This window comes from Paeniroseomonas aquatica, assembly GCF_030409335.1.
Classification (GTDB): Bacteria; Pseudomonadota; Alphaproteobacteria; order Acetobacterales; family Acetobacteraceae; genus Belnapia; species Belnapia aquatica.
The window spans coordinates 179,263-201,894 of sequence record NZ_JAUFPN010000153.1; the positions used below are offsets into that span (position 1 = coordinate 179,263).

Annotated in this window: 21 protein-coding genes and 1 other annotated feature; of the genes, 5 read left to right on the forward strand and 16 right to left on the reverse strand. The window is 71.8% G+C overall.

Translation table 11 applies throughout. The features are described from left to right. Positions 1–15: 15 nt before the first annotated feature. The 11 genes from vapC to QWZ14_RS16075 all read right to left on the reverse strand — a co-directional run bounded on the left by vapC (position 16) and on the right by QWZ14_RS16075 (position 13,332). On the reverse strand, positions 16–411 hold the full coding sequence (gene vapC / locus QWZ14_RS16025; protein WP_353959316.1) for a type II toxin-antitoxin system VapC family toxin: 396 nt from the start codon (positions 409–411) through the stop codon (positions 16–18). Next, positions 408–623, reverse strand: coding sequence for a type II toxin-antitoxin system VapB family antitoxin (locus QWZ14_RS16030; protein ID WP_290317749.1), 216 nt, complete (start codon positions 621–623; stop codon positions 408–410). Before QWZ14_RS16030 ends, vapC begins: the two co-directional genes overlap by 4 nt. A gap of 40 nt (positions 624–663) precedes the next feature. Then, positions 664–1,959, reverse strand: coding sequence for a DUF445 domain-containing protein (locus tag QWZ14_RS16035; RefSeq protein WP_290317750.1), 1,296 nt, complete (start codon positions 1,957–1,959; stop codon positions 664–666). Between the two features lie 48 nt (positions 1,960–2,007). Then, entirely contained in the window at positions 2,008–2,541 is a 534-nt protein-coding gene (gene ppa, locus QWZ14_RS16040; protein WP_290317751.1) for an inorganic diphosphatase, read from the reverse strand. Positions 2,542–2,717: 176 nt separating this feature from the next. Next, the gene (locus tag QWZ14_RS16045) at positions 2,718–5,051 is read right to left on the reverse strand and encodes a xanthine dehydrogenase family protein molybdopterin-binding subunit (RefSeq protein WP_290317752.1); all 2,334 of its coding nucleotides are present in this window, start codon (positions 5,049–5,051) and stop codon (positions 2,718–2,720) included. Positions 5,052–5,148: 97 nt separating this feature from the next. After that, positions 5,149–8,343, reverse strand: coding sequence for an efflux RND transporter permease subunit (locus QWZ14_RS16050; protein WP_290317753.1), 3,195 nt, complete (start codon positions 8,341–8,343; stop codon positions 5,149–5,151). A gap of 6 nt (positions 8,344–8,349) precedes the next feature. Continuing rightward, positions 8,350–9,549: an efflux RND transporter periplasmic adaptor subunit gene (locus QWZ14_RS16055; protein ID WP_290317754.1), complete on the reverse strand. Its 1,200-nt coding sequence runs from the start codon at positions 9,547–9,549 to the stop codon at positions 8,350–8,352. A gap of 95 nt (positions 9,550–9,644) precedes the next feature. Further along, the gene (locus QWZ14_RS16060; RefSeq protein ID WP_290317755.1) at positions 9,645–10,826 is read right to left on the reverse strand and encodes an MFS transporter; all 1,182 of its coding nucleotides are present in this window, start codon (positions 10,824–10,826) and stop codon (positions 9,645–9,647) included. A 49-nt stretch (positions 10,827–10,875) separates the two neighbouring features. Next, positions 10,876–12,270: an FAD-binding oxidoreductase gene (locus tag QWZ14_RS16065; RefSeq protein WP_290317756.1), complete on the reverse strand. Its 1,395-nt coding sequence runs from the start codon at positions 12,268–12,270 to the stop codon at positions 10,876–10,878. Next, entirely contained in the window at positions 12,267–13,148 is an 882-nt protein-coding gene (locus QWZ14_RS16070; RefSeq protein ID WP_290317758.1) for a dimethylarginine dimethylaminohydrolase family protein, read from the reverse strand. The genes QWZ14_RS16065 and QWZ14_RS16070 overlap by 4 nt, the downstream gene beginning before the upstream one ends. A 52-nt stretch (positions 13,149–13,200) precedes the next feature. Then, the gene (locus QWZ14_RS16075; RefSeq protein WP_290317759.1) at positions 13,201–13,332 is read right to left on the reverse strand and encodes a hypothetical protein; all 132 of its coding nucleotides are present in this window, start codon (positions 13,330–13,332) and stop codon (positions 13,201–13,203) included. A 522-nt stretch (positions 13,333–13,854) separates the two neighbouring features. On the opposite strand from QWZ14_RS16075, the gene QWZ14_RS16080 reads away from it, so the two are divergent. From QWZ14_RS16080 to QWZ14_RS16095, 4 genes are all read left to right on the forward strand, one after another. Then, positions 13,855–14,616: an HpcH/HpaI aldolase family protein gene (locus QWZ14_RS16080; protein WP_290317760.1), complete on the forward strand. Its 762-nt coding sequence runs from the start codon at positions 13,855–13,857 to the stop codon at positions 14,614–14,616. 6 nt (positions 14,617–14,622) lie between these two features. Continuing rightward, entirely contained in the window at positions 14,623–15,561 is a 939-nt protein-coding gene (locus QWZ14_RS16085) for an ABC transporter permease (protein WP_290317761.1), read from the forward strand. Then, complete coding sequence (locus QWZ14_RS16090) at positions 15,561–16,379, forward strand: ABC transporter permease (RefSeq protein ID WP_290317762.1); 819 nt, start codon at positions 15,561–15,563, stop codon at positions 16,377–16,379. The genes QWZ14_RS16085 and QWZ14_RS16090 overlap by 1 nt, the downstream gene beginning before the upstream one ends. Positions 16,380–16,422: 43 nt before the next feature. Next, positions 16,423–16,478: a sequence feature (sul1 is cis-regulatory element that is thought to sense ions involved in sulfur or methionine metabolism; They are found in Alphaproteobacteria), on the forward strand. Positions 16,479–16,522: 44 nt separating this feature from the next. Beyond that, a complete protein-coding gene (locus QWZ14_RS16095) occupies positions 16,523–18,001 on the forward strand; it encodes a SulP family inorganic anion transporter (protein ID WP_290317763.1) in 1,479 nt (492 codons plus the stop codon). Between the two features lie 70 nt (positions 18,002–18,071). On the opposite strand, the gene QWZ14_RS16100 is transcribed toward QWZ14_RS16095, so the two are convergent. From QWZ14_RS16100 to QWZ14_RS16120, 5 genes are read right to left on the reverse strand one after another with little or no spacing between them, the layout of a single operon-like run. After that, on the reverse strand, positions 18,072–18,782 hold the full coding sequence (locus QWZ14_RS16100) for a ribonuclease activity regulator RraA (protein ID WP_290317764.1): 711 nt from the start codon (positions 18,780–18,782) through the stop codon (positions 18,072–18,074). Further along, positions 18,779–19,525 (reverse strand): hypothetical protein, encoded by a 747-nt coding sequence (locus QWZ14_RS16105; RefSeq protein WP_290317766.1) that lies wholly within the window; start codon positions 19,523–19,525, stop codon positions 18,779–18,781. Before QWZ14_RS16105 ends, QWZ14_RS16100 begins: the two co-directional genes overlap by 4 nt. A 32-nt stretch (positions 19,526–19,557) precedes the next feature. Further along, a complete protein-coding gene (locus tag QWZ14_RS16110; RefSeq protein WP_290317767.1) occupies positions 19,558–20,190 on the reverse strand; it encodes an isochorismatase family protein in 633 nt (210 codons plus the stop codon). Beyond that, complete coding sequence (locus QWZ14_RS16115; RefSeq protein ID WP_290317768.1) at positions 20,187–21,377, reverse strand: FAD-dependent oxidoreductase; 1,191 nt, start codon at positions 21,375–21,377, stop codon at positions 20,187–20,189. Before QWZ14_RS16115 ends, QWZ14_RS16110 begins: the two co-directional genes overlap by 4 nt. Beyond that, the gene (locus QWZ14_RS16120; protein ID WP_290317769.1) at positions 21,374–21,733 is read right to left on the reverse strand and encodes a hypothetical protein; all 360 of its coding nucleotides are present in this window, start codon (positions 21,731–21,733) and stop codon (positions 21,374–21,376) included. The genes QWZ14_RS16115 and QWZ14_RS16120 overlap by 4 nt, the downstream gene beginning before the upstream one ends. A gap of 57 nt (positions 21,734–21,790) precedes the next feature. Here QWZ14_RS16120 and QWZ14_RS16125 point away from each other — a divergent pair, with 57 nt between their 5' ends. Further along, the gene (locus QWZ14_RS16125) at positions 21,791–22,621 is read left to right on the forward strand and encodes a S49 family peptidase (protein ID WP_290317770.1); all 831 of its coding nucleotides are present in this window, start codon (positions 21,791–21,793) and stop codon (positions 22,619–22,621) included. The last annotated feature ends 11 nt before the right edge of the window (positions 22,622–22,632 follow it).

Sequence of the window (22,632 nt, forward strand, 5' to 3'; positions counted from 1 at the left end):
CCGCCGGTGGAAGGGCTAAACCGCCTGGATCGGCAGGCCGAGCGGCGCCGCCATCAGGCTGAAATCCCGGTCCCGGTGCAGCAGCGGCACCGCATGCACGATGCACCAGGTAGCGATCAGCATATCGGCCGAGTTGCGCGGGGTGATCCCCAGCCCGCGCAACCGTCGGTAATGCCCCGCCGCCCGCACCGCCAGCGCCTCGTCCAGCATCGGCACGATGCCGAAGGCCCTGAGCCAGCCCTCCACCGCCTGCGCCCGGCTATCCGAGGACGTGCCCTGCAACACCTCCAGCAGCACGATATCGCCGATGACGATGGGCTCTCGGCCCGCCAGCCGCATGAATTCCCGCACCGCCGGATTGTCCTCCCGCCGCAGCACATCGATCAGCACGCTGGTATCGACCGCGATCAGCGGAGCGGCGCCTGCTCCTCATGGAGGCCCGGCCGGGCATCGAGGCCCCAATCCGGGTCGCCGCCCCACATCGCCTGCGCCGCCTCCCGCTGCCGGGCGAGGCGGACGACGAGGCGCAGCCCTTCCTCGACGGCCGCCTTCTTGGTGGGATGACCGCCCCGCCGCATCGCTTCCGCGATCAGCCCGTCGTCGATCTCAATATTCGTCCTCATGCCCTGATGTGTACCATGCTGCCAATCGGTGCACAACAACTCAATACGTAACCCGACCGAACAGCGCCGTCAGCAGGGCGAACAGCGCCCCGCCGACCAGGAAGCCGACCAGGGTCCCGTTCATCCGCACGTATTGCAGGTCGCGCCCGACCCGCAGCTCGATCTTCTCGGTGACCTGCCGGGTGTCCCAGCCCGCCACGACCTGGGCGATGAAGCCGGAGAGCTGCAGCCGGGCCGCCGGCAGCATGGTGGCCAGCAGGCCTTCCACGGCGTGGTTCAGCTTCGCCCGGGCGGCCGGGTCCTGCTGCAGCAGGCTGCCGGCATTGGCGAAGGCGTTCTCCAGAAGTGCCACGGTGCGGCCCTGCGGATTGGCCGCATCCGCCACCAGCGCCGCCTTCAGCCGGCCCCAGATATCGTCGATCCAGGCCGCCACGGTCGGGTGGCTCACCGCCTGGCGCAGCGCCCGGCCGACCGCGGCCGCGCGCTCGGGGTCGTTCTCCAGCCGGTCGATCTCCTCCCGCACCCAGACCTCGAAGGCGGCCCGGAGGTCGCTGTCGGAGGGCTCCATCTTCGCCAGCTCGGCATTCACCGTCGACAGGATCCGCCGCGCCACCGCCGCCCCGGCCAGCCAGCCGACCAGCGCCCCGCCCTCGGCCCGGACCCGGGACTCGATCGCGGTGCGGAGCTGTTCCTCCTTGCTGCCGAGGATCACCCGCAACTGGGCGATGGCGAGGTCGAAGACCTCATGGTGCTTGCCGCCGGCGACCAGCGCCCGCAGCGCCCGGGCCAGGATGCGCGCGCCGCCGGGGCCGCCGGCCATGCGCGGCAGCAGCTTGCCCAGCAGCCGCTTCGCCCTGCCGTCCTCCAGGCTTTCGAGCAGCCGCGGCAGGGTGGCCGCCATGGCCTCGGCGGCCGGGCGGGCGGCGGCCGGGTCGGCCATGACGCTGCGGAAGATGCCGGCGAGGTCGAGCCGCCCCAGCACCCGGCGCACCTCGGCCTCGGTGAAGACATGGTTGGCGACGAAGCGGCCGAGCCCCTGGCCCAGCCGTTCCTTCTGCCGCGGGATGATCGCGGTATGCGGGATCGGCAGGCCGAGCGGGTGGCGGAACAGCGCCGTCACTGCGAACCAGTCGGCGATGCCGCCGACCACCCCGGCCTTGGCCGAGGCCTGCAGCAGGTTCAGCCAGTACTCCGGCAGGGTGCCGGGCGGGATGGCGTAGGAGCCGAACAGCAGCGCCGCCATCGCCACCAGCAGGCCGGTGGCGACGGCACGATGACGGGCGAGGGCGCGGCGGAGCGGCGCCTCGGGGTCAGGAAGCGTGGCGGGTGGGATCATGCGAACCAAAAGCTGGGCTGCGCCACGGCCGGCCGGAAGGGGATGGGGCTACTTCGCCGCCTTCGCCCGCTCGATCGCCTCCATGATCAGCGTCTTGGCTTCCGCCGCATCGCCCCAGCCGGCGATCTTCACCCACTTGCCGGGCTCGAGGTCCTTGTAGTGCTCGAAGAAGTGCCTGATCTGGTCGAGGGTGATCTGCGGCAGGTCGGTGTAGTTGAAGACCTTCTCGTAGCGCTTGGTCAGCTTCGGCGAGGGCACGGCGATGATCTTCTCGTCGATGCCGCCGTCGTCCTCCATCTTGAGCACGCCGACGGGGCGGACATTGATGACCGCGCCGGGGACGATCGGCCGGGTATTGGCGATCAGCACGTCGATCGGGTCGCCGTCGTCGCTCAGCGTATGCGGGACGAAGCCGTAATTCCCGGGGTAGCGCATCGGCGTGTAGAGGAAGCGGTCGACCACCAGGGTCCCGGCCTCCTTGTCCATCTCGTACTTGATCGGCTCGCCGCCGATCGCGACCTCCACCACCACATTGACGTCCTCGGGCGGGTTCTTGCCGATGGCGATGGCGTCGAGACGCATGTACTCAATCTCCGATGGAGCGTGGCTGCCCGGGGGCTTCGCAACCGCAGGCGCAACCGACGCGAAAAAACCAGGAACGGGGGCTGGCACCCTGCGCCAGCCCCCGCTCCTTAGCCCAGTAGCCTTTCCTTAGCATTGACAATCCGCGGCGGGAAATCGGCCCCGCCGCGCAGGGTTCAGGCAGCGCGGGCCAACTCGATCGCCTTCCACACGCTCTCCGGGGTCGCCGGCATGTCCATGTCGGTGACGCCGACGGCCGAGAGCGCATCGACCAGAGCATTCATCAGCGCCGGCGGCGAGCCGACCGCCCCCGCCTCGCCGGCGCCCTTGACGCCGAGCGGATTGGTCTCGCAGGGCACCGAGAGGAATTCGACCTCGATGTCCGGCAGGTCCTCGGCCCGCGGCAGGGCGTAGTCCATGAAGGAGGCGGACAGCAGCTGGCCGCTTTCCTTGTCGTAGGCGGTCCGCTCGTGCACCGCCTGGCCGATGCCCTGGGCGACGCCGCCATGCACCTGGCCGCGGACGATCATCGGGTTGATGGCATGGCCGACGTCATCCACCACCACGTAGCGCGGCACTTCAATCAGCCCGGTATCCGGGTCCACCTCGACCTCGGCGATGTGGCAGCCGTTCGGGAAGGTATGCGACTTGATGTCGGCCACCTCGGCCGCATCCAGCAGGGTCGCCGCCTCGCCCTTCGCCGCCCGCTCCCGCTGGATCTGCGCCAGGGAGAGGATATCGACGCCACGGTCGGTGCCGACCACGGTGAACTTGCCGCCCACGGTGGCAAACTCGATGTCGGAGACCGAGGCTTCCAGGTGCTCGGAGGCGGCCTGCTTGCCCTTCTCGATGACCGAGGCGGCGGTCAGCAGGATCGCCTGGCCTTCCGAGTAGAGCGACCGCGCGCCGCCGGTGCCGCCACCGGTCGGGATCTCGTCCGAATCGCCCTGGACGATGCGGATCTTCTCCATCGGGATGCCCAGCTCATGGCTGGTCAGCATGGCATAGGCGGTCTCGTGGCCCTGGCCGGTGGACTGGGTGCCCACCAGCACGTCGACGAAGCCGTCCTTGGCGAAACGCACCTCGGCCCGCTCGGTCGGCCCGCCGCCGGTCGCTTCCAGGTAGTAGGCGACGCCGATGCCGCGCTGGCGGCCCTTGGCCTTGGAGGCCGCCTGGCGGGCCGGGAAGCCGGCCCAGTCGGCGTTCTTCAGCGCCGCATCCAGCACCGCGACGAAGTCGCCGCTGTCGTAGCGCTGGCCGACCGCCGTGGTGTAGGGCATGGCGCTGGAGGGCACCATGTTGCGCTTGCGCAGCTCGATCCGGTCGATGCCCAGCTCGCGCGCCGCGGCATCGATCAGCCGCTCGACCACGTAGTTGCTCTCGGGCCGGCCGGCGCCGCGATAGGCGTCCACCGGGACGGTATTGGTCAGCACGCCGATGACATGGGCGTGGATCGCCTGGAAATTATAGACGCTGGCCAGGACCTTGGTGCCGGCGCCGGTCGGGATCATCGGCGCGAAGGTCGAGAGATAGGCGCCCATGCCGGCGTAGTTGGTGGTCCGCAGCGCCAGGAACTTGCCGTCGGCATCGAGCGAGAGCTCGGCCTCGGTGATGTTGTCGCGGCCCTGGGTGTCGGACTGGAAGGCCTCAGTCCGCTCGCTGGTCCATTTCACCGGCCGGCCAAGCCGGCGGGCGGCCATGCAGACCAGGGCGTATTCGCCGTAGAGGTAGAGCTTCATGCCGAAGCCGCCGCCCACGTCCGGCGTCACCACCCGGAACTTCTCCGGCGCGGTCTTGAAGACGCTGCCGGCCAGCAGGTTCTTGACCAGCCAGCTTCCCTGGGTGCCGCAGTAGAGGGTGAATTTCTCGAGTTTCGGGTCGTATTCGGCGGTGGCCGCACGGACCTCCATGCTGTTCACGATGACCCGGTTGTTCACCACGGTCAGCTTGGTGACATGCGCCGCCTTGCCGGCGAGCTCCGCCGCCTTGGCCTTGTCGCCGGTCTCCCAGTCGAAGACGGTATTGTTCGGGATGCCGTCCCAGACCTGCGGCGCGCCGGGCAGGCGGGCGGTGGCGAGGTCGGTCGCCGCCGGCAGCAGGTCGTAGTCGACCATCACCGCCTCGGCGCCGTCCTTGGCGGCTTCGGCGGTCTCGGCGACGATGAAGGCGACCGCGTCGCCGACATGCCGGACCCGGTCGGTCGCCAGCGCGCCGCGCGGGGTATTGGCGCGGTCGGTGCCGTCGATGTTCTTCAGCGGGATGACGCAGGGGATCTCGCCCAGGCCTTCCTCGGCCCAGTCCTTGGCGGTCAGCACCGCCAGCACGCCGGGGACCTCGAGTGCCGCGGCGGTGTCGATGGACAGGATCTTCGCCGCCGCATGCGGGCTGCGCAGCACCACGCCATGCGCCGCCCCGGCCATGACGATGTCGTCGGTATAGCGGCCGCCGCCGATCAGCAGCCGCGGATCCTCGATCCGTCGCATCGGCTGGCTCAGCCCGAACTTGGCCATGGGGACCTCCCGTCAAATGTCTGCCGCATCATTTGCGGAGGATGGGGCCGCAGGGAAGGGGGGACGGCAGGAAATCCGTCCCCCGGGCCTGGCCGGATCAGTGCCGGGGGGCGTCGGTCCGGTCGGGGGCCGGGTGCGGGCCTTCGCCCGGGCCGATCGAGGCCGGCTCGACCGGCCGGGCGCCGAGCCAGCCCTTCACCCTCTCCCGGGTGCCCTGGAACACCACGTAGAGCATCGGGATCATGAAGATCCCGAAGATCGAGGCCGCCAGCATCCCGCCGAAGACCGGGGTGCCGACCGCCCGGCGGGAAAGCATCGCCGCGCCGCTGGCGGTCACCAGCGGCACCAGGCCGAGGACGAAGGCGATCGAGGTCATCATCACCGCGCGGAACCGCAGCCGCGAGCCCTCGATGGCCGCGTCGCGGATCGACAGCCCCCGCTCCCGCGATTCCTTGGCGAATTCGATGATCAGGATGCCGTTCTTGGCGGCCAGCGCGATCAGCACCACCAGCCCGATCTGGGCATAGACGTCGAGGCTCATGCCCGCGAGCTTGATGGCGAGGAAGGAGCCGAGGCCGCCGACCGCGACCGACAGCAGCACCGGCACCGGAATGGTCCAGCTCTCGTACAGCGCCACCAGGAAGAGGTAGGCGAAGAGGATGGCCAGCGCGACGACGTAGATGGTCTGCCCCGCCGCCAGCCGCTCCTGGTAGGCGGTGCCGGTCCACTCGTAGCTGTAGCCCGCCGGCAGCACCCGGCCCGAGAGCTCCTGCATGGCGTTCAGTGCATCGCCCGAGGAGACCCCGGGCTTGGGCGCGCCGTTGATCAGCACCGCCCGGTAGTTGTTGTACCGGCTGATGGTCTGCGGCCCGACCACGATCCGCACGTCGGCGAAGGCCCGCAGCGGCACCATCTCGCCGCGGGTGTTGCGGACCCGAATGCGCCAGATGTCCTCGATGTCGTCGCGGTCGTTCGCCTCCGCCTGGATGTTCACCTGCCAGGTGCGGCCGAAGAGGTTGAAGTCGTTGACGTAGAAGCCGCCGAGCGTCGCCTGCAGGGCCGAGAAGATGTTGTTGATCGGCACGCCCAGCGCCTGCGCCTTGTCCCGGTCCACGTCGAGGAACAGCGAGGGCGTGGCGGCCGAGAAGGTGGAGAAGACCTGCTGCAGCCGCGGGTCCTGGTTGGCCGCGACCACCAGCCCGAGCATGGCGCTGCCGAGCTCCGCCGGGTCGCGCCCCTGGAGATCCTGGAGCTGGTACTCGAAGCCGCCGCCGGTGCCGAGGCCGATGATCGGCGGCAGGTTGAAGGCGACGACGGTCGCCGTCCGCACATTGGCCCCGGCGCCGAAGACCCGGCCGATGGAGGCGAAGACGCTGTCCGCCGCGCTGGTCCGGTCCTCGAAGGGCTTCAGCCGGGCGACCAGGAAGGCGGAGTTCGACTGCGCGCCCTGGTCGATCAGGCTGAAGCCGACGATGGCCAGCACGTTCTCGACCGCCGGGATGTCCTTCAGGATGCCCTCGACCTGCTCGACCACCGCCCGGGTGCGGGAGAGCGAGGCGGCCTGCGGCAGGGAGACCTGGATGAAGAAGGTCCCCTGGTCCTCCTGCGGCAGGAAGCCCTGCGGCGTCCGGGAGCCTAGGGTGAAGATGCCGAAGCCGATCGCCGCGGTCAGCACCAGCGAGATGACCGAGAACCGCACCAGCCGGCGGACCACCGCGGCATAGCCGTCCCGCACCTTGTCGATCGCCCGCAGCACGTACTTGATCGGCCCGCGCTTCGGCCCGGTGTGCCGCAGGAACAGCACGCAGAGCGCCGGCGACAGGGTCAGCGCGTTGATCGCCGAGATCACCATCGCCGCCGAGATCGTCACCGCGAACTGCCGGAACAGCACGCCCGAGAGGCCGGGGATGAAGGCGATGGGCACGAAGACCGAGAGCAGCACCAGGGTGATGGCGATGATCGGCGCGGTGATCTCGGCCATCGCCTGCTTCACCGCCCGGTTCGGCGTCCAGTCCGGGTGCTCCTCCATCACCCGCTCGACGTTCTCGACCACCACGATGGCATCATCGACCACGATGCCGATCGCCAGCACCATGGCCAGCAGCGAGACGGTATTGGCGCTGTAGCCGATGGCCAGCAGGATGGCGAAGGCGCCGATGAGGGAGACCGGCACCGCGACCGTCGGGATGATGGTCGCCCGCAGCGAGCCGAGGAACAGGTAGACGACCACCACGACCAGCACGAAGGCCTCGAGCAGGGTCTTGATGACCTCCTGGATGGTGTCCACCACGAAGGTCGAGCTGTCGTACAGGACCTGCACCCGCATCCCCTCGGGGAAGCGGGTCGCCATGTCGTCGAGCGTCCGCTGCATGGCGCCCGAGACGGTGACGGCATTGGCGCCGGGCGAGAGATAGACGCCGGTCGTCACCGCGCCCTGGCCGTTCAGCCGGCTGACCGTGTCCATGGACTGGGCGCCGAGCTCGACCCGCGCCACGTCGCGCAGCCGCAGCACCGAGCCGTCCGAATTGGCCCGGATGACGATGTCGCTGAACTGCTCGGGCGTGACCAGCCGGCCGAGCGTCTGGATGTTCATCTGGAACTGCTGGGTGTCCGGGATCGGCTGGGCGCCGATCCGGCCGACCGCGGCCTGGACGTTCTGCGACTGGATGGAGGTGATGATGTCCTGCGGCGTCAGGTTCAGGCTGGTCAGCCGGTCCACCTCGAACCAGACCCGCATGGAGTAGTTCTGCGCCCCGAACAGGTTCACCTGGCCGACGCCGGGCACCCGCGACATCCGGTCGATCATGTTGATCGTCAGGTAGTTCGACAGGAAGAGCGGGGTGTGCTCGGGGTTGGTCGAGGTCAGCGCGATGAACTGCAGCACCGCGCTGGATTGCTTCCGCACCACCAGCCCCGAGCGCTGCACCTCCTGCGGCAGGCGGGCGATATTGGCCTGGATGCGGTTGTTGACGTTGACGGTGTTGATGTCGGGGTTGGACCCCAGGGCGAAGCTGACGCTCAGCGAGTAGGTGCCGTCGTTGGCGGAGTTCGAGCGCATGTAGATCATGTTCTCGACGCCGTTGACGGCGCTCTCGATGATCTGCGCGACGGTCGACTCGATCACCGCCGCCGAGGCGCCGGGGTAGTTGGCGTTGACCGAGACCTGTGGCGGGACGATGTCCGGGAACTGCGCGACGGGGATCCGCAGCAGGGCGAGCAGCCCGGCCAGGGTGATGACGATGGCGATGACGATCGCCAGCCGGGGCCGGTCGACGAAGACGCTCGAGATCATGGCGGCTCAGCCCGCCCGGCCGGCCGGGGCCGGGGGCGAAGCGGGTGCCCCGGGGGGGCGTGCGCCCGGCGGCGGCGCGCCGGCCGGGGCCGGGTTCACCTCCTGGCCCGGTCGCACCCGCTGCAGGCCTTCGCTGATGACCTGCTCGCCGCCGGCCAGGCCGTCCTCGACCACCACCTGGTCGCCGATGGTCCGGCCGAGCCGCACCGGCTTGCGCTGCGCCTTCTTCTCGGCGTCCACCGCCAGGACGTAGTTGCCGCCCTGGTCCTGCAGCACCGCGGCGCGGGGCAGCACGATGGCCTGCACCGGCTCGTTGCCCTCGACCGTGACGGTGACGAACTGCCCGTCGATCAACGCCCGGTCGCCGGCGGCGCCGGCCTGCACGCCCTCCCGGCGCGGGTTGGGGATGAGCGCGCGGATCAGCAGGCTGTCGGTGTTGCGGTCGACCTGGGTATCGATGAACTCGATCCGCCCGGCCTGGGGATAGGGCCGGCCGTCGCTCAGCCGCACCCGCACCACCACCGCGCTGGGGCCGCCGCGGCTTTCGTAGCGCGCCTGCAGCTCGCCCGCCGCGCGGGAGGAGACGGTGAAGGCGACCCGCATCGGGTCCTGGCTGACGATGGTCGCCAGCGGCTCGGTCAGGGTGGGGGAGACCACGTTGCCCGGGGTGAGCGAGGCGCGGCCGATCTTGCCGTCGATCGGGGAGAGGATGTCGGTGTAGCCGAGGTTGATGTCGGCCACCCGCACCGCCGCCTGGGCGCCGAGCAGGGTGGCGTTGGCGGTGCGTTCCTGCGCCTGGGCATTGTCGAGGGCGACGCGGGTGCCGGCACCGGTCGATTGCAGCTCCCGCGCCCGGGCGAGCGCCACCCGGGCATTCTCCAGCGTCGCCTGGGCCGAGGCGACATTGGCCCGCGCCTGCTCGAGCTGCGCCTCGAAGGGCGGCCGCTCGATCCGGAACAGCACGTCGCCGGCCTTGACCTCCTGGCCTTCCTGGAAGGTGCGCTCCTGCAGGAAGCCGGTGACGCGGGCGCGGATGTCGACCCGGTTCACCGCCTCGATCCGGCCGGTGAAGTCGGTGCTCTCGGTCACCGGCTGGCGGGCCGCGGTCATCACCCCCACGGCCGGCGGTCCCTGCGGGCCGAATTGGGCGAGCGCCGGGGCGGCGCCGAGCAGGGTGACCAGGAGGGCAGCGGTGAGACGACGCATCAGGGGCATCCGGATCGAGGCCTCTGGCGATACCAGGGCCGGCGGCCGGACGCCAAGGCCTCTTTGCGAACGGCGCGCATCAGCGGCCGGGGGCGCTAGGCCTTTCGCCGCAGCCCCAGGTAGCCGAGGGTGCAGACCAGCAGCGCCAGCGCGAAGCTGGCCAGCGCCGCGCCGATCCCGCCCCAGGCCGCCGCCACGCCCGAGACCCCCTGCATGATGGCGGCGCCGCCGAAGAAGGAGATGTTCTGCGCCGAGAGTGCCCGGCCGGTCTGCTCGGCCGGGACCAGGCCGCGGATGACCCCGAAGGTGACCATCTGGAAGGAGATGACGGCGCCGATCAGCACGAAGATGAGCGCATCGAAGCCGAGCGGCAGCCCCCGCCCGGCCAGCAGCGCCAGGATCAGCCCGGCGACGATCAGGTGGCTGCCGGCCAGCAGCAGCACCGGGCGCTGCAGCCAGCGGTCGATCCAGCCGCAGGCGACCGGCGCCACGACCAGCGCCAGGGCGCAGCCGGACAGCACATGCCCGGCCTCGATCCGGGAATAGCCCTTCACCTCCATCAGCCAGGGCCCGCCCCAGAGCCCGCGCACCCCCAGCACCACGGCGAAGCTGGCGAAGGCGAAGACCATCAGCGGCCGCAGCCGCGGCGAGGCGGCGATCGCCAGCACCTCCCGCGCATCCTGCAGCAGCGAGCGGGGCTCCCGGCGCGCGGGCGGCGGCTGGTGGACCGTCAGCGCCACGGCGGCGAAGGCGATCGCGGCCAGCGCCGCCATGGCCCAGAAGCCGGCCCGCCAGCCCTGCCAGTCCACCAGCCAGGCCAGCGGGCTGCCCGAGAGCAGCATGCCGGTATTGCCGAAGGTGAGGATGATGCCGGACCAGAGGCTGAACTTCGCCGGCGCGACGGCCCGGGCGGCATAGGTCATCGGCCCCATCAGCATCCCGGCGCAGCCGATGCCGAGCACCACCTGCGCCAGCAGCATCACCGCCGCATTGGGTGCCGCGGCGGCCATGACCGCCCCCGCCATGCCGGTCGCCAGCAGGCTGAGCGCGGTGCGCCGCACCCCGAAGCGGTCGAGGCCGATGCCGACCGGGACCATGGCGAGCGCGAAGGCGAAGGGCAGCACCGCGGTCAGCGCGGCGAGGCCCTGGGCGCCGAGCCCGAGGTCGCGGGCCAGCACGTCGGCGGCCAGCGCCGGCAGGGTGCGCACCGCGTTGGAGAAGACATGGCCGAGCGCGAGCGCCAGGATCGGCACCGCGTAACCGCTGGTTCGCGGCACGTTTCTCTCCCTAAAGGCAGGCGGCCCCGAGGTCGGGCAACCGGCAGGCTCAGTTGCGGAACATCTTGCCCGGGTTGAGGATGCCCTTGGGGTCGAGGCTGGCCTTGATGCCGCGCATCACCGCCAGCGCCTCGGCGCCGTGCTCCGTCTCGAGGAATTCGCGCTTGCCGAGGCCGACGCCATGCTCGCCCGAGCAGGTGCCGCCGAGGGCCAGGCCGCGCGCCACGATCTTCTTGTCGATCTCCCAGGCCTTCTCGTGGCCCTGCGGGTCGTTCGGGTCGAACAGGATTACCTGGTGGAAATTGCCGTCCCCCACATGGCCGACGATGCAGGTGGTCATGCCGGAGGCGACGGCATCCGCCTTGGCGCCGACGATGGCCTCGGCCAGGCGGGAGATCGGGACGCAGACATCGGTGGTGATGCCGCGGGAGCCGGGGATCAGCGCGAGGGCGGCCCAATAGGCGTCGTGCCGGGCCTTCCAGAGCCGGCCGCGGGCCTCGGCGTCGGTCGCCCAGGCGAAGCCCTCGCCGCCGAAGTCGGCGGCGATCTCCTCCACCGCCTCGGCCTGCTCCTTCACCCCGGCGGGGCTGCCGTGGAATTCGAGGAAGAGGGTCGGCGTCGGCCGGTAGCCCTCAAGCTTCGAGTAGTTGATGCAGGCCTGCATCTGGTCGGCGTCCAGCAGCTCGATCCGGGCCACGGGGATGCCGGCCTGCATGGTGGCGATGGTCGTCTCGACCGCCGACTTCAGGTCGGGGAACTGGCAGACGGCGGCTGACATCGCCTCCGGGATGCCGTGCAGGCGGAGGCGGATCCTGGTGATGACGCCGAGGGTGCCCTCGGAGCCGATCATCAGCCGGGTCAGGTCGTAACCATTGGCGGCCTTGCGGGCGCGGCCGCCGGTGGTGATGACGCGGCCATCGGCCAGCACGACCTCGAGGCCCAGCACGTTCTCCTTGATGGTGCCGTACCGGACGGCGGCGGTCCCGGAGGCGCGCGTCGCGCACATGCCGCCGATGGTGCAGACGCTGCCGGGGTCGACGGGGAAGAACATGCCCTGGTCGCGCAGGTGGTCGTTGAGCTGCTGGCGGGTGACGCCGGGCTCGATCAGGCAGTCCATGTCCTCGGGGTTCACTTCGAGCACGCTGGTCATGCGGCTGAGGTCGAGCGAGATGCCCCGGCGGACCGGGTTGACGTGGCCCTCCAGCGACGTGCCGGCGCCGAAGGCGACGAGGGGGACGCCATGCTGGTTGCAGAGCGCCAGGATGCGGCTGACCTCCCCGGTCGTCTCCACATAGGCGACGGCGTCGGGCAGGGTCGGCGGGGTCTGGTCCTCGCCGCGGCTGTGCTGCTCGCGGATGGCCTGGGCGGTCGAGAGCCGCTCGCCGATGAGGTCGCGGACGGCGGCGATGACGGCATCGACGGGGCGGGGGGAGATCGTATTCATCGGGTTTCCTCCTCCCGCGCGAGCGGGCAGGTGAGACAATGCGGGCCGCCGCCGCCGGCGGTGAACAGCGACAGGGCGGGGTCGAGGATGGTGAGCCCCTCGGACCGCAGGGCGGCGTTCAGGGGGAGGCTTTCGCGGGCCGATATCACGCGCCCGCCGCCGAGGGAAAGGATGTTGCAGCCGAGCTGCATGGCCTCCCGGTACGGCACCGGAATGCAGCGGATGCCGTGGGCGGCCAGCCAGGCGATGAAATCCTCCGGCAGCACGTCGAGGCAGGCGACGGCAAGGCCGGGGGCGGCGAGGCAGAACAGCACGTCGAGGTGCAGGAAATGCTCCTCGAAGGGCTGCACCCGCACCTCCCAGCCCTCGGCGCGGAGCCAGCCGGCGAGCTGCCCGGCGCCGGCCTCGTCGGTGCGGCCGCCGCTGGCGCCGATCAGGGCGAGGCCGGGGCGGAGGATGTGGATGTCGCCGCCCTCCAGCGTGCCGGCCGACGACTTTCGCCAGAAACCATCGCCCCCTGGGCCGCCGTGCCAGTCGATCAGCGCGGCATACTCGCCGCGGCGCTGCGGCCGTTCGAGCTGGCAGAGCACCGGGCCGCGGTGGGTGACCACGACGCTGTCCCTTGTATAGGCCATGTAGGGCAGGTGCGGCTCGGGCGGCAGGTGGTGGACGCGGGCCCCGCCCTGCTCCAGCGCCTGGACCAGTTCGCGGTGCTGGGATTGCAGGCCCTGCAGGTCGGGCTGGCCGCCGCCCGCGAGCGTGCGGCGGGCGATGGTATTGGTCGGCAGCCAGCGATAGTGGTCGGGCGCGCACACCAGCACATCGGTAAGGCGGCCGGTCTCCGAGGCGACGGTCCAGCGAGGGGGTTCGGCGGGCATCCGGTCAAGGTGGCGCCGCGGGCGGGCGGCGTCCAGGGCTACGGGGGGGCGCTCAGGCGGGGGCGATGACCTCCTCCGCCTCCCAGGTGCCGCCGTAGCGGGCGAGGGCATCCTCGAAGGCGCTTTCGCCGGCGGGGAAGGGGCCGATCATCGGGCAGGCGGCCTCGCCCGCGGCATTGAGCAACTGCCAGGCCCAGGCGCCTAAGCTGACCTCCCAGCAGACCCGGACGCGGGCCTAGCGGCGGATGAGCAGGCCGGGCTCGGCGGGGTCGTCGCGGCTGAGGACGAGGGTGCGGATGTGCATGGCGCGCGTCCCGGGGATGGCGAAGGCTGCCCGCGGCGGCATTGCCGGGCGATGGCGGCAGGGTTGCGGCGCCGCGGGGCGCTCGTCGGAGGCGCTAAAATTCCGCTCAATTCCGCTCAATTTCCCTAAATTCCGGCGCCTCCCCGCCCCGCCCAGGCCCCCTAAGGTATTGATTTTAAATGCCGACATCCGTGATGGACCGGCGCCGGTAAAAATTTTGAGGATTTGAGCCGCCCCCTGGCCGGAGGCGGCACGGACCCCGGGCGTTGGCCGGCGCAGCCTAGCATGAGCGACAGGAAATTGGAACGTTATTGGAACGGTAGCGCCGCCGTGCCCTCGCGTTGACGCCTTCCCACCCCGCGCCTAGCGTCACGACCCCGTGCAATACCCCTGGGGGAAATGATGGCGAACAAGGTCAAGGCAGCGTGGCAGGCCGGCAAGCCGGTGGTGAATGGCTGGCTCGCCATCCCCAACGCGTTCAGCGCCGAGATGTACAGCCAGGCCGGCTGGGACAGCGTCACGGTCGACATGCAGCATGGCGTGCAGGACTACCTGAGCTGCGTCGCCTGCTTCCAGGGCATGCAGCCCTCCGGCGTCACGCCGATGGTGCGGGTGCCCTGGAACGAGCCGGGCATCATCGGCAAGGTGCTGGACGCCGGCGCCTATGGCGTGATCTGCCCGATGATCAACACCGAGGCCGAGGCCCGCGCCCTGGTGCAGTACTGCAAGTACCCGCCGCGCGGCACCCGCAGCAACGGCCCGATCCGCGCCGGCGTCTACGGCGAGGCCGGCGGCTACCAGAAGACCGCCAACGACGAGATCCTGGTCATCCCGATGATCGAGACGCAGACCGCGCTCGACAATCTGGACGCCATCCTCGACGTGCCCGGCATCGACGGCATCTACGTCGGCCCCTCCGACCTCGGCCTGTCGATGGGCATGATCCCGATCCTCGACCGCGAGGAGCCGAACATCCTCAAGATCTACGAGCGGCTGATCGCCGAGACGTCGAAGCGCGGCATCGCAGCGGGGCTGCACAACTCCTCGCCGAAATACGCGAAGAAGATGATCGACATGGGCTTCAAGCTGGTGACGGTCGGCGGCAACGACGTCGGCCTCATGGTCAACGCGGCCAAGGCGGCGATCAAGGAAGTCCGCGGCTAATACCGCATGGTCGGGCTCGTCCTCGGCCGGCTGGGGCAGATGGTGGTGACCCTGGTCATCGTCTCCGCCCTGGTCTGGCTGGCGATGGACCTGATGCCGGGCGACCCGCTGGATCTGGCGATGCTGTCGGATCCGGCGATGGGCGCGGCGGACGTGGCGCGGATGCGGGCGCTGCATGGGCTGGATCAGCCGCTATACCAGCGCTACCTCGCCTGGGCCGGTGCCGTGCTGCGGGGCGACTTCGGCTATTCCCGGCTCTATGCGGTGCGGGCGGCGCAGGTGCTCTGGCCGGCGCTGGGCTCGACCCTGGTGCTGCTGGGCTGGGCGCTGGCGCTCTCGGCGGTGCTCGGCATCGGCGCCGGGGTGTGGGGCGCGGTCCGCCGCGGGGCGGCGCCGGTGGCGGATGGCGCGGCCATCCTGGCGCAATCGGTGCCGAGCTTCTGGCTGGGGATCATGTTCATCATCGTCTTCGCGGTGGGGCTCGGCTGGCTGCCGGCGGGGGGCAGCGCCGAGGCCGGGGGCGTGCTCGAGGCGGCGCGCTTCCTGGCGCTGCCGGTGGCCACGCTGGCGGTGGTGAATGCGGCGGCCTATCTCCGGCATTCAATGGCGGCCATGCAGCATGAGATGGCGCAGCCCTATGTGCGGACGGCGCGGATGAAGGGGCTGCCGCCGCGCGCCGTCATCTGGGGCCATGCCTTCCGCAACGCGGCTATCCCGGTGGTGACGGTCGCGGCGCTGGATGCCGGGGCGCTGGTCTCGGGCGCGCTGGTGACCGAGACGATCTTCGCCCGGCCGGGGATGGGCAAGCTGATCTACGACAGCATCATGGGCAACGACTACAACCTGGCGCTGCTGGCGCTGCTGCTGGCCGGGCTGGTGACGATGCTGGCGACGCTCGCCGCCGACGTGGCGCAGCGGCTGATCGACCCGCGGCTGGCCGGCTGATGCGGCTCTGGCTGGGGCTGGCGCTGCTGGCGGCGCTGGGGCTCGGCGCCGCGGCGGCGCCGCTGGTGCAGGCCCTGCTCGGCCACGATCCCTTCGCGCCCGACCTCTTCTCCCGCTTCGGCGCAGGCTCGGCCGCGCATCCGCTCGGCACCGACGAGCTGGGGCGGGACGTGCTGCTGCGGCTGCTGTTCGGGGCGCGGGTCTCGCTGGCGGTCGGCGTCGCGGTGGCCTTGGGGGCGACCGGGCTCGGCACGCTGGTCGGGCTGGTCGCGGCCTGGCGGGGCGGATGGGTCGATGCGGTGCTGATGCGGCTGGCGGACGGGCTGCTGGCCTTGCCGGCGCTGCCGCTGCTGGTGGTGCTGGCGGCGGTGGATACCGGGCGCTTCGGCCTGCCGCGGGGCGAGGCGGCGGCCGATATCGCCCGCATCGTCCTCATCCTGGTGGCCTTCGGCTGGGTCGGGGTGGCGCGGCTGGCGCGGGCGGCGGCGCTGACCCAGTTCAATCTGGACTACGTGGCGGCGGCGCGGGTCTCCGGCGCCTCCGAGGCGCGGGTGCTCTGGCGGCACGTGCTGCCGAACATCGCCGGGCCGGTCTCCGTCGCCGCGGCGCTCGCCGTCGCCGGGGCGATCCTGGCCGAGAGCACGCTGAGCTTCCTGGGCCTCGGGATCCAGCCGCCGGCGCCGAGCTGGGGCAACATGCTCTCCAATGCGCAGGAGATGGTCTTCGCCGCGCCGATGGGGGCGGTCTGGCCGGGGCTGGCGATCCTGGCGGCGGTCGCCGGCTGCACCCTGGTGGCCGACGGGGTGCGGCGCGGCTGACGTGTTGCACCGCGGCAAGGCGGCAGCTAGGCTGCGGCACTCGTCAGGACCCGGTGCAAATCCGGGTGGCTCTTCCGGCCGCCGATCCGCCGGATAACGCCTAGGGCGCCACCGCAGGACGGGGCGCGAGGCTGATTCTTCCCATGCAAACATTGAATGGCTCCCTGCGGGCCTGGTTCGCCAATCCGCGCGCCGAGATCCTTTCCGGGATCGTCGTCGCGCTGGCGCTGATCCCGGAGGCGATCGGCTTCTCCGTCATCGCCGGGGTCGACCCCAAGGTCGGGCTCTATGCTTCCGTCGTCATCGCCATCGTCATCGCCTTCCTCGGCGGCCGGCCGGCGATGATCTCCGCCGCGACCGCCGCGACCGCGGTGCTGATGGGCGGGCTGGTGCGCGACCACGGGCTGCAGTACCTGCTGGCGGCGACCGTGCTGATGGGCGTCTTCCAGCTCATCGCCGGCGCGCTGCGGCTGGGGCGGCTGATGCGCTTCGTCTCGCAGTCCGTCATGACCGGCTTCGTCAACGCCCTGGCGATCCTGATCTTCCTGGCGCAGCTGCCGGAGCTGCTGGGCGTGCCGCCGGCGACCTACGGGCTGGTCGGGCTCGGGCTGGCGATCATCTACCTGTTCCCGCTGGTGACGAAGGCGGTGCCGGCGCCGCTGGTCGCCATCGCGGTGCTGACGGTGCTGGTGGCAGCCTTCGGGCTGGATGTGCGGACGGTCGCGCATCTCGGCGCGCTCCCGAGCACCCTGCCGAGCTTCGCGCTGCCGGACGTGCCGCTGACCTGGGAGACGCTGCGCATCATCGCCCCGGTCTCGCTGACGCTGGCCGCGGTCGGGCTGCTGGAATCGCTGCTGACGGCGCAGATCGTCGACGACATGACGGATACGCCGAGCGACAAGAACCGCGAATGCTACGGCCAGGGCGCGGCGAACATGGCCTCCGCCGTCTTCGGCGGCATGGGCGGCTGCGCGATGATCGGGCAATCCGTCATCAACGTGACCTCGGGCGCCCGCGGGCGGCTCTCGACGCTGGTGGCCGGCGTCTTCCTGCTGGCGCTGCTGGTGCTGCTGCAGGACCTGCTGGCGATCGTGCCGGTGGCGGCGCTGACGGCGGTCATGGTGATGGTCTCGATCAACACCTTCTCCTGGGCTTCCGTCGTGCGGCTGCGGCGCAACCCGGTGCCGTCCTCGGTGGTGATGCTGGCGACGGTCGCGACCACGGTGGCGACGGCCGACCTCGCCAAGGGCGTGCTGGTCGGGGTGCTGCTCTCGGGCGTGTTCTTCGCCGGCAAGGTCTCGCGCCTCAGCCGGGTGAGCTCGACCCTGTCGCCGGATGGGCGGGAGCGGCGCTACCTGGTGGAGGGGCAGGTCTTCTTCGCCTCCGCCGGCACCTTCGCCGAGGCGATCGACGTGCAGGAGGATGTGGACCGCCTCGTCATCGACGTCGGCGCGGCGCATTTCTGGGACATCTCGGCGGTCGGCGCGCTGGACAAGGTGGTGCTGAAGGCGCGCCGGCACGGCAAGGCGGTCGAGGTCATCGGGCTGAACGCGGCGAGCGAGACCATGGTCGAGCGCTTCGGGGCGCATCGGCAGGAGGGCACCGCCGCGCCGCTGCACTGACGGTGCCCGGAGGCCCTCCGGCCTCCGGCGGGGGGAGCCCGAGGGGAGCGGCGCTCCCCTCGGATGACGCCTACCGCCCCTGCTGCTTCCGCCAAGCCGCCAGCAATTCGCGGTTGGCCGGATCGGTCATCGGATAGAGACCGCGGATGGTATGGCCGGCGGCGACGCGGCCTTGCACGAAATCTTCGACCACCGTCTGCTCGAAGGCCTCCGCCGCGACCTGGTCCGCCAAGTGGGCGGGGATGCAGACCACGCCCTCGCCGTCGCCCACCATGATGTCGCCGGGATAGACCGGGACCTCGCCGCAGGCGATCGGCACGTTCAGATCCACCGCATGGTGGCGGATGAGGTTGGTCGGGGCGCTCGGCGCGGCGTGGTAGATGGGCCAGGGCATCTCCGCCAGTTCGGGCGTGTCGCGGAAGCCGCCGTCGGTGACGGCGCCGGCGGCGCCGCGGGCCATCAGCCGGGTCAGCAGGATGCCCCCGGCGCTCGCGGCCTTGGGGTCGCCGCGGCTGTCGACCACGAAAACCGCGCCTTCCGGGCAGGCCTCGACGCCGACGCGCTGCGGGTGGGCGGGATCGAGGAAGGCGTCGAGCGTGTCGAGGTCCTCCCGCGCCGGGATGTAGCGCAGCGTATAGGCGGGGCCGACCAGGCGCGGCGCCCGCGGGTTGATCAGCCGCGGCCCCTGCAGGAAGAGGTTGCGGAAGCCGTGCTTGAACAACACGGTGGTGAGGGTGGCGGTGCTGACCTCGGCCAGCTTGCGGCGGGTGTCGGAGTTCATGGCGTTCCCTGGGCAGTGAGGTGGGGGGCGAGGAAGCCGGCCAGGCGGGCGCCGAAGCGGGCGTCGAATTCGGGGTCGCGGGCGCCGCCGTGGCCGCGGGGCTCGGCCGGGCGGTCGAGCAGCAGGGATTCGATGTGGCGGCGGGCCATGGCGCTGCGGAAGGCCCTGGCGCGGGCCTCCGGGTCCGGGTCGTAGGGGTCGTCGCGGAACAGCACCAGGGCGGCGCGGGCCAGGCAATCGGGCGCGGCGGCCTCCAGCGCGGCCTCGAATTCGGCCAGGGCCTGGGGCTTGCGGGCGTCACTCGTGCCGTGGGCGGCGGGCGCCAGCAGCAGCATGGCATCGGCGAGATGCGGGGTGCGGAGCGCGGTGAGGGCGATGAAGGCGCCGCGGGATTCGCCGATGACCGCCACCTGCCGGTAGCCCCCGGCGCGCAGCGCCGCGGTGCCGGCGGCCAGCGCCTCGGCGCCCTCGGCCAGCGGGTCGCGGGCGCCGATGCGGTCGAGCCGCCAGAGGTCCCACCCGTGATCCCCGGCGGCCAGGCGGGCGGCGAAGGGCGGCAGGCCCGGCGGCGGCCCCTCGGCGTAGTGGGCGTGGGCCCAGACCAGGGCGCCGCGGGCCTCGGCCGGGCCGCGCTGCGGACCTTCCGGGGCCTGGCGCAGCGCCCGCCCCTCCGCGGCCGGCGCGGCGGCCGGCGGCAGGGCGCACAGCGCCAGCAGGCTGCGGCGGGGCAGGGCTCGGATCATGCCGCCAGCCTATACCCGGGCGGCGCCGCGGGTCAGGCCCCGCCGCGGCCCAGCCAGGCCGCTTCCAGCGCCGCCCGGTCCAGCAGGTCGGCGTATTTCTGGCCGATGTCGAAGAGGCTGGCCTCATGCGGCCCGAGCGCGCGGTCGCCGACGCAATCGGTGACGCAGAGGGTGCGGAAGTTGGACTGCAGCGCATCCACCACCGTCGCCCGCACGCAGCCCGAGGTGGTGCAGCCGGCGACCGCCACCGTGTCCACACGCCGCATCGCCAGCCAGCCGGCCAGGGCGGTGCCGAAGAAGGCGGAGGCGCCCTGCTTGCGCACCACCAGCTCGCCCGGCCGCGGCGCCAGTTCGGGGACGATCTGCGACAGCGGGCTGGCCTCGGTCAGCCGCAGCAGGGCCGGGACCTTGCGGCTGAAGACGCCGCCATCGGCGCCGTCCTCGGCATAGACCACGCGGGTATGCGCGACCGGCCAGCCCTGCGCCCGGGCGAAGTCCAGCAGCCGCACCGTCTCTGCGATCGCCGCGCCGATGTTGCCGCCGCCGAACTGGTCCGCCATGGTGAAGCCGACCACGAAATCGACGATGACCAGCGCCGGCGCCAGGCCGATGCCGCTGCTCCCGCCGAAGCCCTGCTGCCGGTAGATGTCGTCCGCCCCGGTCATGCCACCGCCTCCAGCTCGTGCAGCGACCGGATCATCGAGGCCTGCAGCAGATGCGCCCGGTGCCTCGCCGGGTCCTGCTCCGTCGCCCGCAGCCCGGCATGGTAGGCCGCCCGGGCCGCGGGGTCGCGCCGGTTCCGCCGCCGCCGCAGCACCCCGTCCTGCACCAGCCCGAGCGCCGCCTGCCGCCGCTGCCGCTCGTAGCGGCCGAGCGTCGCCACCGGCTCGCCGCGGCAGACCGCGGCCAGCCTGGCGGCGAGGTTGATCGCGTCGTGCAGCCCGCCGTTCATGCCCATGCCGCCGAGCGGGTGGCTCACATGCGCCGCATCGCCGGCCAGCAGCACGCGGCCGGCGACGTAGCGCTCGGCCACCCGCTCATGCACCCGGTAGGCGGTGCGGTGGCGCAGCTCATAGGCGGTGCCGGTCGGCAGCACCTCCTGCAGCCGCGCCTGCAGCCGGCTCTCGGACATCATGCGCTCCCCCGGCTCGGCCGGGTCGGGCGGCAGGAGCAGCTGCCACAGCAGGCGGGTCCGCAGCAGCACGAACCAGTCCTCGGGGTCCGAGACATGGGCGATGTCGGCCAGGCCGGGGATCGCCTCCTGGAAGGCGAAGGGGGTCGAGAGCGCCAGATAGACCTCCGGGGCGGCCATCCCGGCGAAGCCGATCCCGGCCGCCTGGCGCACCGCGCTGCGGGCGCCGTCGGCGCCGATCAGGAAGGCGCCGGCCAGTTCCTCGGTGCTGCCGTCGGCCCGGGCGACGGTCAGGACGACGCCATCGGCATCCTGCCGCACCCCGGTCGCCCGCGCGTCGTAGACGAACTCGACCTCGCCCCGCGCCGCCAGCCGGTCGCGCAGCAGCCGGGTCAGCCGCCACTGCTCGCACTGCAGCCGGTAGGGATGCCGGGTCTCGTCCCGCAGCCGCCCGAGGTCGAAGGTGGCGACCGGCCCGGCGGCGCGGTCGCGGACCTGCCAGGTCGGGCAGACCCGGCCCACCGCCAGCAGCGCCGGCACCACGCCGAAGCGCTCCAGCATGTCGAGCGTCGGCGGGTGGAAGGTCGAGGCCCGCAGGTCGTCCGGCAATTCCCGCTCGGCCTCCACGATGGTGACCCGGATGCCGTCCTCCGCCAGCGCCGCGGCGGCGACCAGGCCGACCGGCCCCGCCCCCGCGATGAGGATGCGCTGCGCCTTCATGAGCCTGTCCTTGTGCTGTCGTTGATCCAGGCCCAGGCGCCCAGCGCCAGGCCCAGCATGCCCCAGGTGGCGTTGTAATTCGCCACCGCCACGGCACCGAGGGCCACCGCGGCCACCCGGGCGGCGAAGGGCGCGCCGTAGAGCGACCAGGCGCCCAGTCCGAGGGCGGCGCAACCCCAGAGCTGCCAGTGCTGCAGCCAGAGCAGCGCCTCCCGCGGCAGGCAGGCCGGCCGCGGCATCGCCGCCGCGCAGGCGGCCGCCCAGTCCCGCGGTTCCACATAGGCGGCGCGGTAGGCCAGCAGCCCGGCCAGCGCCACCACCACCGCCAGCAGGCCCAGGGCGTCACGTTTCGTCATGGGGCGATGGGATGCCACGCCTTGATGGCGGCGCCGCGGCGGGCATCTGTTCAAGCCATGATCAAATCACTCCTCCGCTCCATTCCCGGCCCCTGGTCGTCCCAGGCGCCGCGCATCGCCGTGGTCCGGCTGCAGGGCAGCATCAGCGCCCGCCCCGGCTTCGCCGGCGGCATCAGCCTCGCCGGCGTGGCGCCGGTGCTGGACCGGGCCTTCGGGTTGAAGCGGGTCGCCGCGGTCTTCCTGGTGATCAATTCCCCCGGCGGCTCGCCGGTGCAGTCCAGCCTCATCGCCCGGCACATCCGCCGGCTGGCCGAGGAGAAGCAGGTCCCGGTCGTCGCCTGCGTCGAGGATGCCGCGGCCTCGGGCGGCTACTGGATCGCCTGCGCGGCGGACGAGATCGTGGCCGACCCCGCCTCCATCCTGGGCTCGATCGGCGTGGTCGCCGCCGGCTTCGGCTTCGAGGGTGCCCTGCAGCGGCTCGGCGTCGAGCGCCGGATGCATACCGCCGGCAGCGAGAAGAACTTCCTCGACCCCTTCCGGCCGGAGGTGCCCGAGGATGTCGCCCGGCTCGAGGTGCTGCTCGAGGACCTGCACGGGGAATTCCGCACCTGGGTGCTGTCCCGCCGGGCGGAGAAGCTGAAGGCGGCGCCCGAGGCGCTGTTCACCGGCCGCTTCTGGCCCGGCCGCAAGGCGGTGGAACTGGGGCTGGCGGACCGCCTGGGCGATGCGGCGGGGGAGGCGAAGCGCCGCTTCGGCGACAAGGCGAAGCTGATCCCCGTCGGCGGCCGCAGGCCGGGGCTGCTGCGGCGGCTGTTGCCGGGCCTCGAGGCCGAGGCGGTGATCGGGGCGCTGGAGGAGCGTGCGGCCTGGGGGCGGCTGGGGCTCTGACGTCGCATGGG

Excerpts from the sequence above, each read along its gene's own strand:
- QWZ14_RS16030 (WP_290317749.1), bottom strand. The coding sequence starts at position 623 with ATGAGGACGAATATTGAGATCGACGACGGGCTGATCGCGGAAGCGATG.
- QWZ14_RS16035 (WP_290317750.1), bottom strand. The coding sequence starts at position 1,959 with ATGATCCCACCCGCCACGCTTCCTGACCCCGAGGCGCCGCTCCGCCGC.
- ppa (WP_290317751.1), bottom strand. The coding sequence starts at position 2,541 with ATGCGTCTCGACGCCATCGCCATCGGCAAGAACCCGCCCGAGGACGTC.
- QWZ14_RS16045 (WP_290317752.1), bottom strand. The coding sequence starts at position 5,051 with ATGGCCAAGTTCGGGCTGAGCCAGCCGATGCGACGGATCGAGGATCCG.
- QWZ14_RS16050 (WP_290317753.1), bottom strand. The coding sequence starts at position 8,343 with ATGATCTCGAGCGTCTTCGTCGACCGGCCCCGGCTGGCGATCGTCATC.
- QWZ14_RS16055 (WP_290317754.1), bottom strand. The coding sequence starts at position 9,549 with ATGCGTCGTCTCACCGCTGCCCTCCTGGTCACCCTGCTCGGCGCCGCC.
- QWZ14_RS16065 (WP_290317756.1), bottom strand. The coding sequence starts at position 12,270 with ATGAATACGATCTCCCCCCGCCCCGTCGATGCCGTCATCGCCGCCGTC.
- QWZ14_RS16070 (WP_290317758.1), bottom strand. The coding sequence starts at position 13,148 with ATGCCCGCCGAACCCCCTCGCTGGACCGTCGCCTCGGAGACCGGCCGC.
- QWZ14_RS16080 (WP_290317760.1), top strand. The coding sequence starts at position 13,855 with ATGGCGAACAAGGTCAAGGCAGCGTGGCAGGCCGGCAAGCCGGTGGTG.
- QWZ14_RS16085 (WP_290317761.1), top strand. The coding sequence starts at position 14,623 with ATGGTCGGGCTCGTCCTCGGCCGGCTGGGGCAGATGGTGGTGACCCTG.
- QWZ14_RS16090 (WP_290317762.1), top strand. The coding sequence starts at position 15,561 with ATGCGGCTCTGGCTGGGGCTGGCGCTGCTGGCGGCGCTGGGGCTCGGC.
- QWZ14_RS16095 (WP_290317763.1), top strand. The coding sequence starts at position 16,523 with ATGCAAACATTGAATGGCTCCCTGCGGGCCTGGTTCGCCAATCCGCGC.
- QWZ14_RS16100 (WP_290317764.1), bottom strand. The coding sequence starts at position 18,782 with ATGAACTCCGACACCCGCCGCAAGCTGGCCGAGGTCAGCACCGCCACC.
- QWZ14_RS16105 (WP_290317766.1), bottom strand. The coding sequence starts at position 19,525 with ATGATCCGAGCCCTGCCCCGCCGCAGCCTGCTGGCGCTGTGCGCCCTG.
- QWZ14_RS16110 (WP_290317767.1), bottom strand. The coding sequence starts at position 20,190 with ATGACCGGGGCGGACGACATCTACCGGCAGCAGGGCTTCGGCGGGAGC.
- QWZ14_RS16115 (WP_290317768.1), bottom strand. The coding sequence starts at position 21,377 with ATGAAGGCGCAGCGCATCCTCATCGCGGGGGCGGGGCCGGTCGGCCTG.
- QWZ14_RS16120 (WP_290317769.1), bottom strand. The coding sequence starts at position 21,733 with ATGACGAAACGTGACGCCCTGGGCCTGCTGGCGGTGGTGGTGGCGCTG.
- QWZ14_RS16125 (WP_290317770.1), top strand. The coding sequence starts at position 21,791 with ATGATCAAATCACTCCTCCGCTCCATTCCCGGCCCCTGGTCGTCCCAG.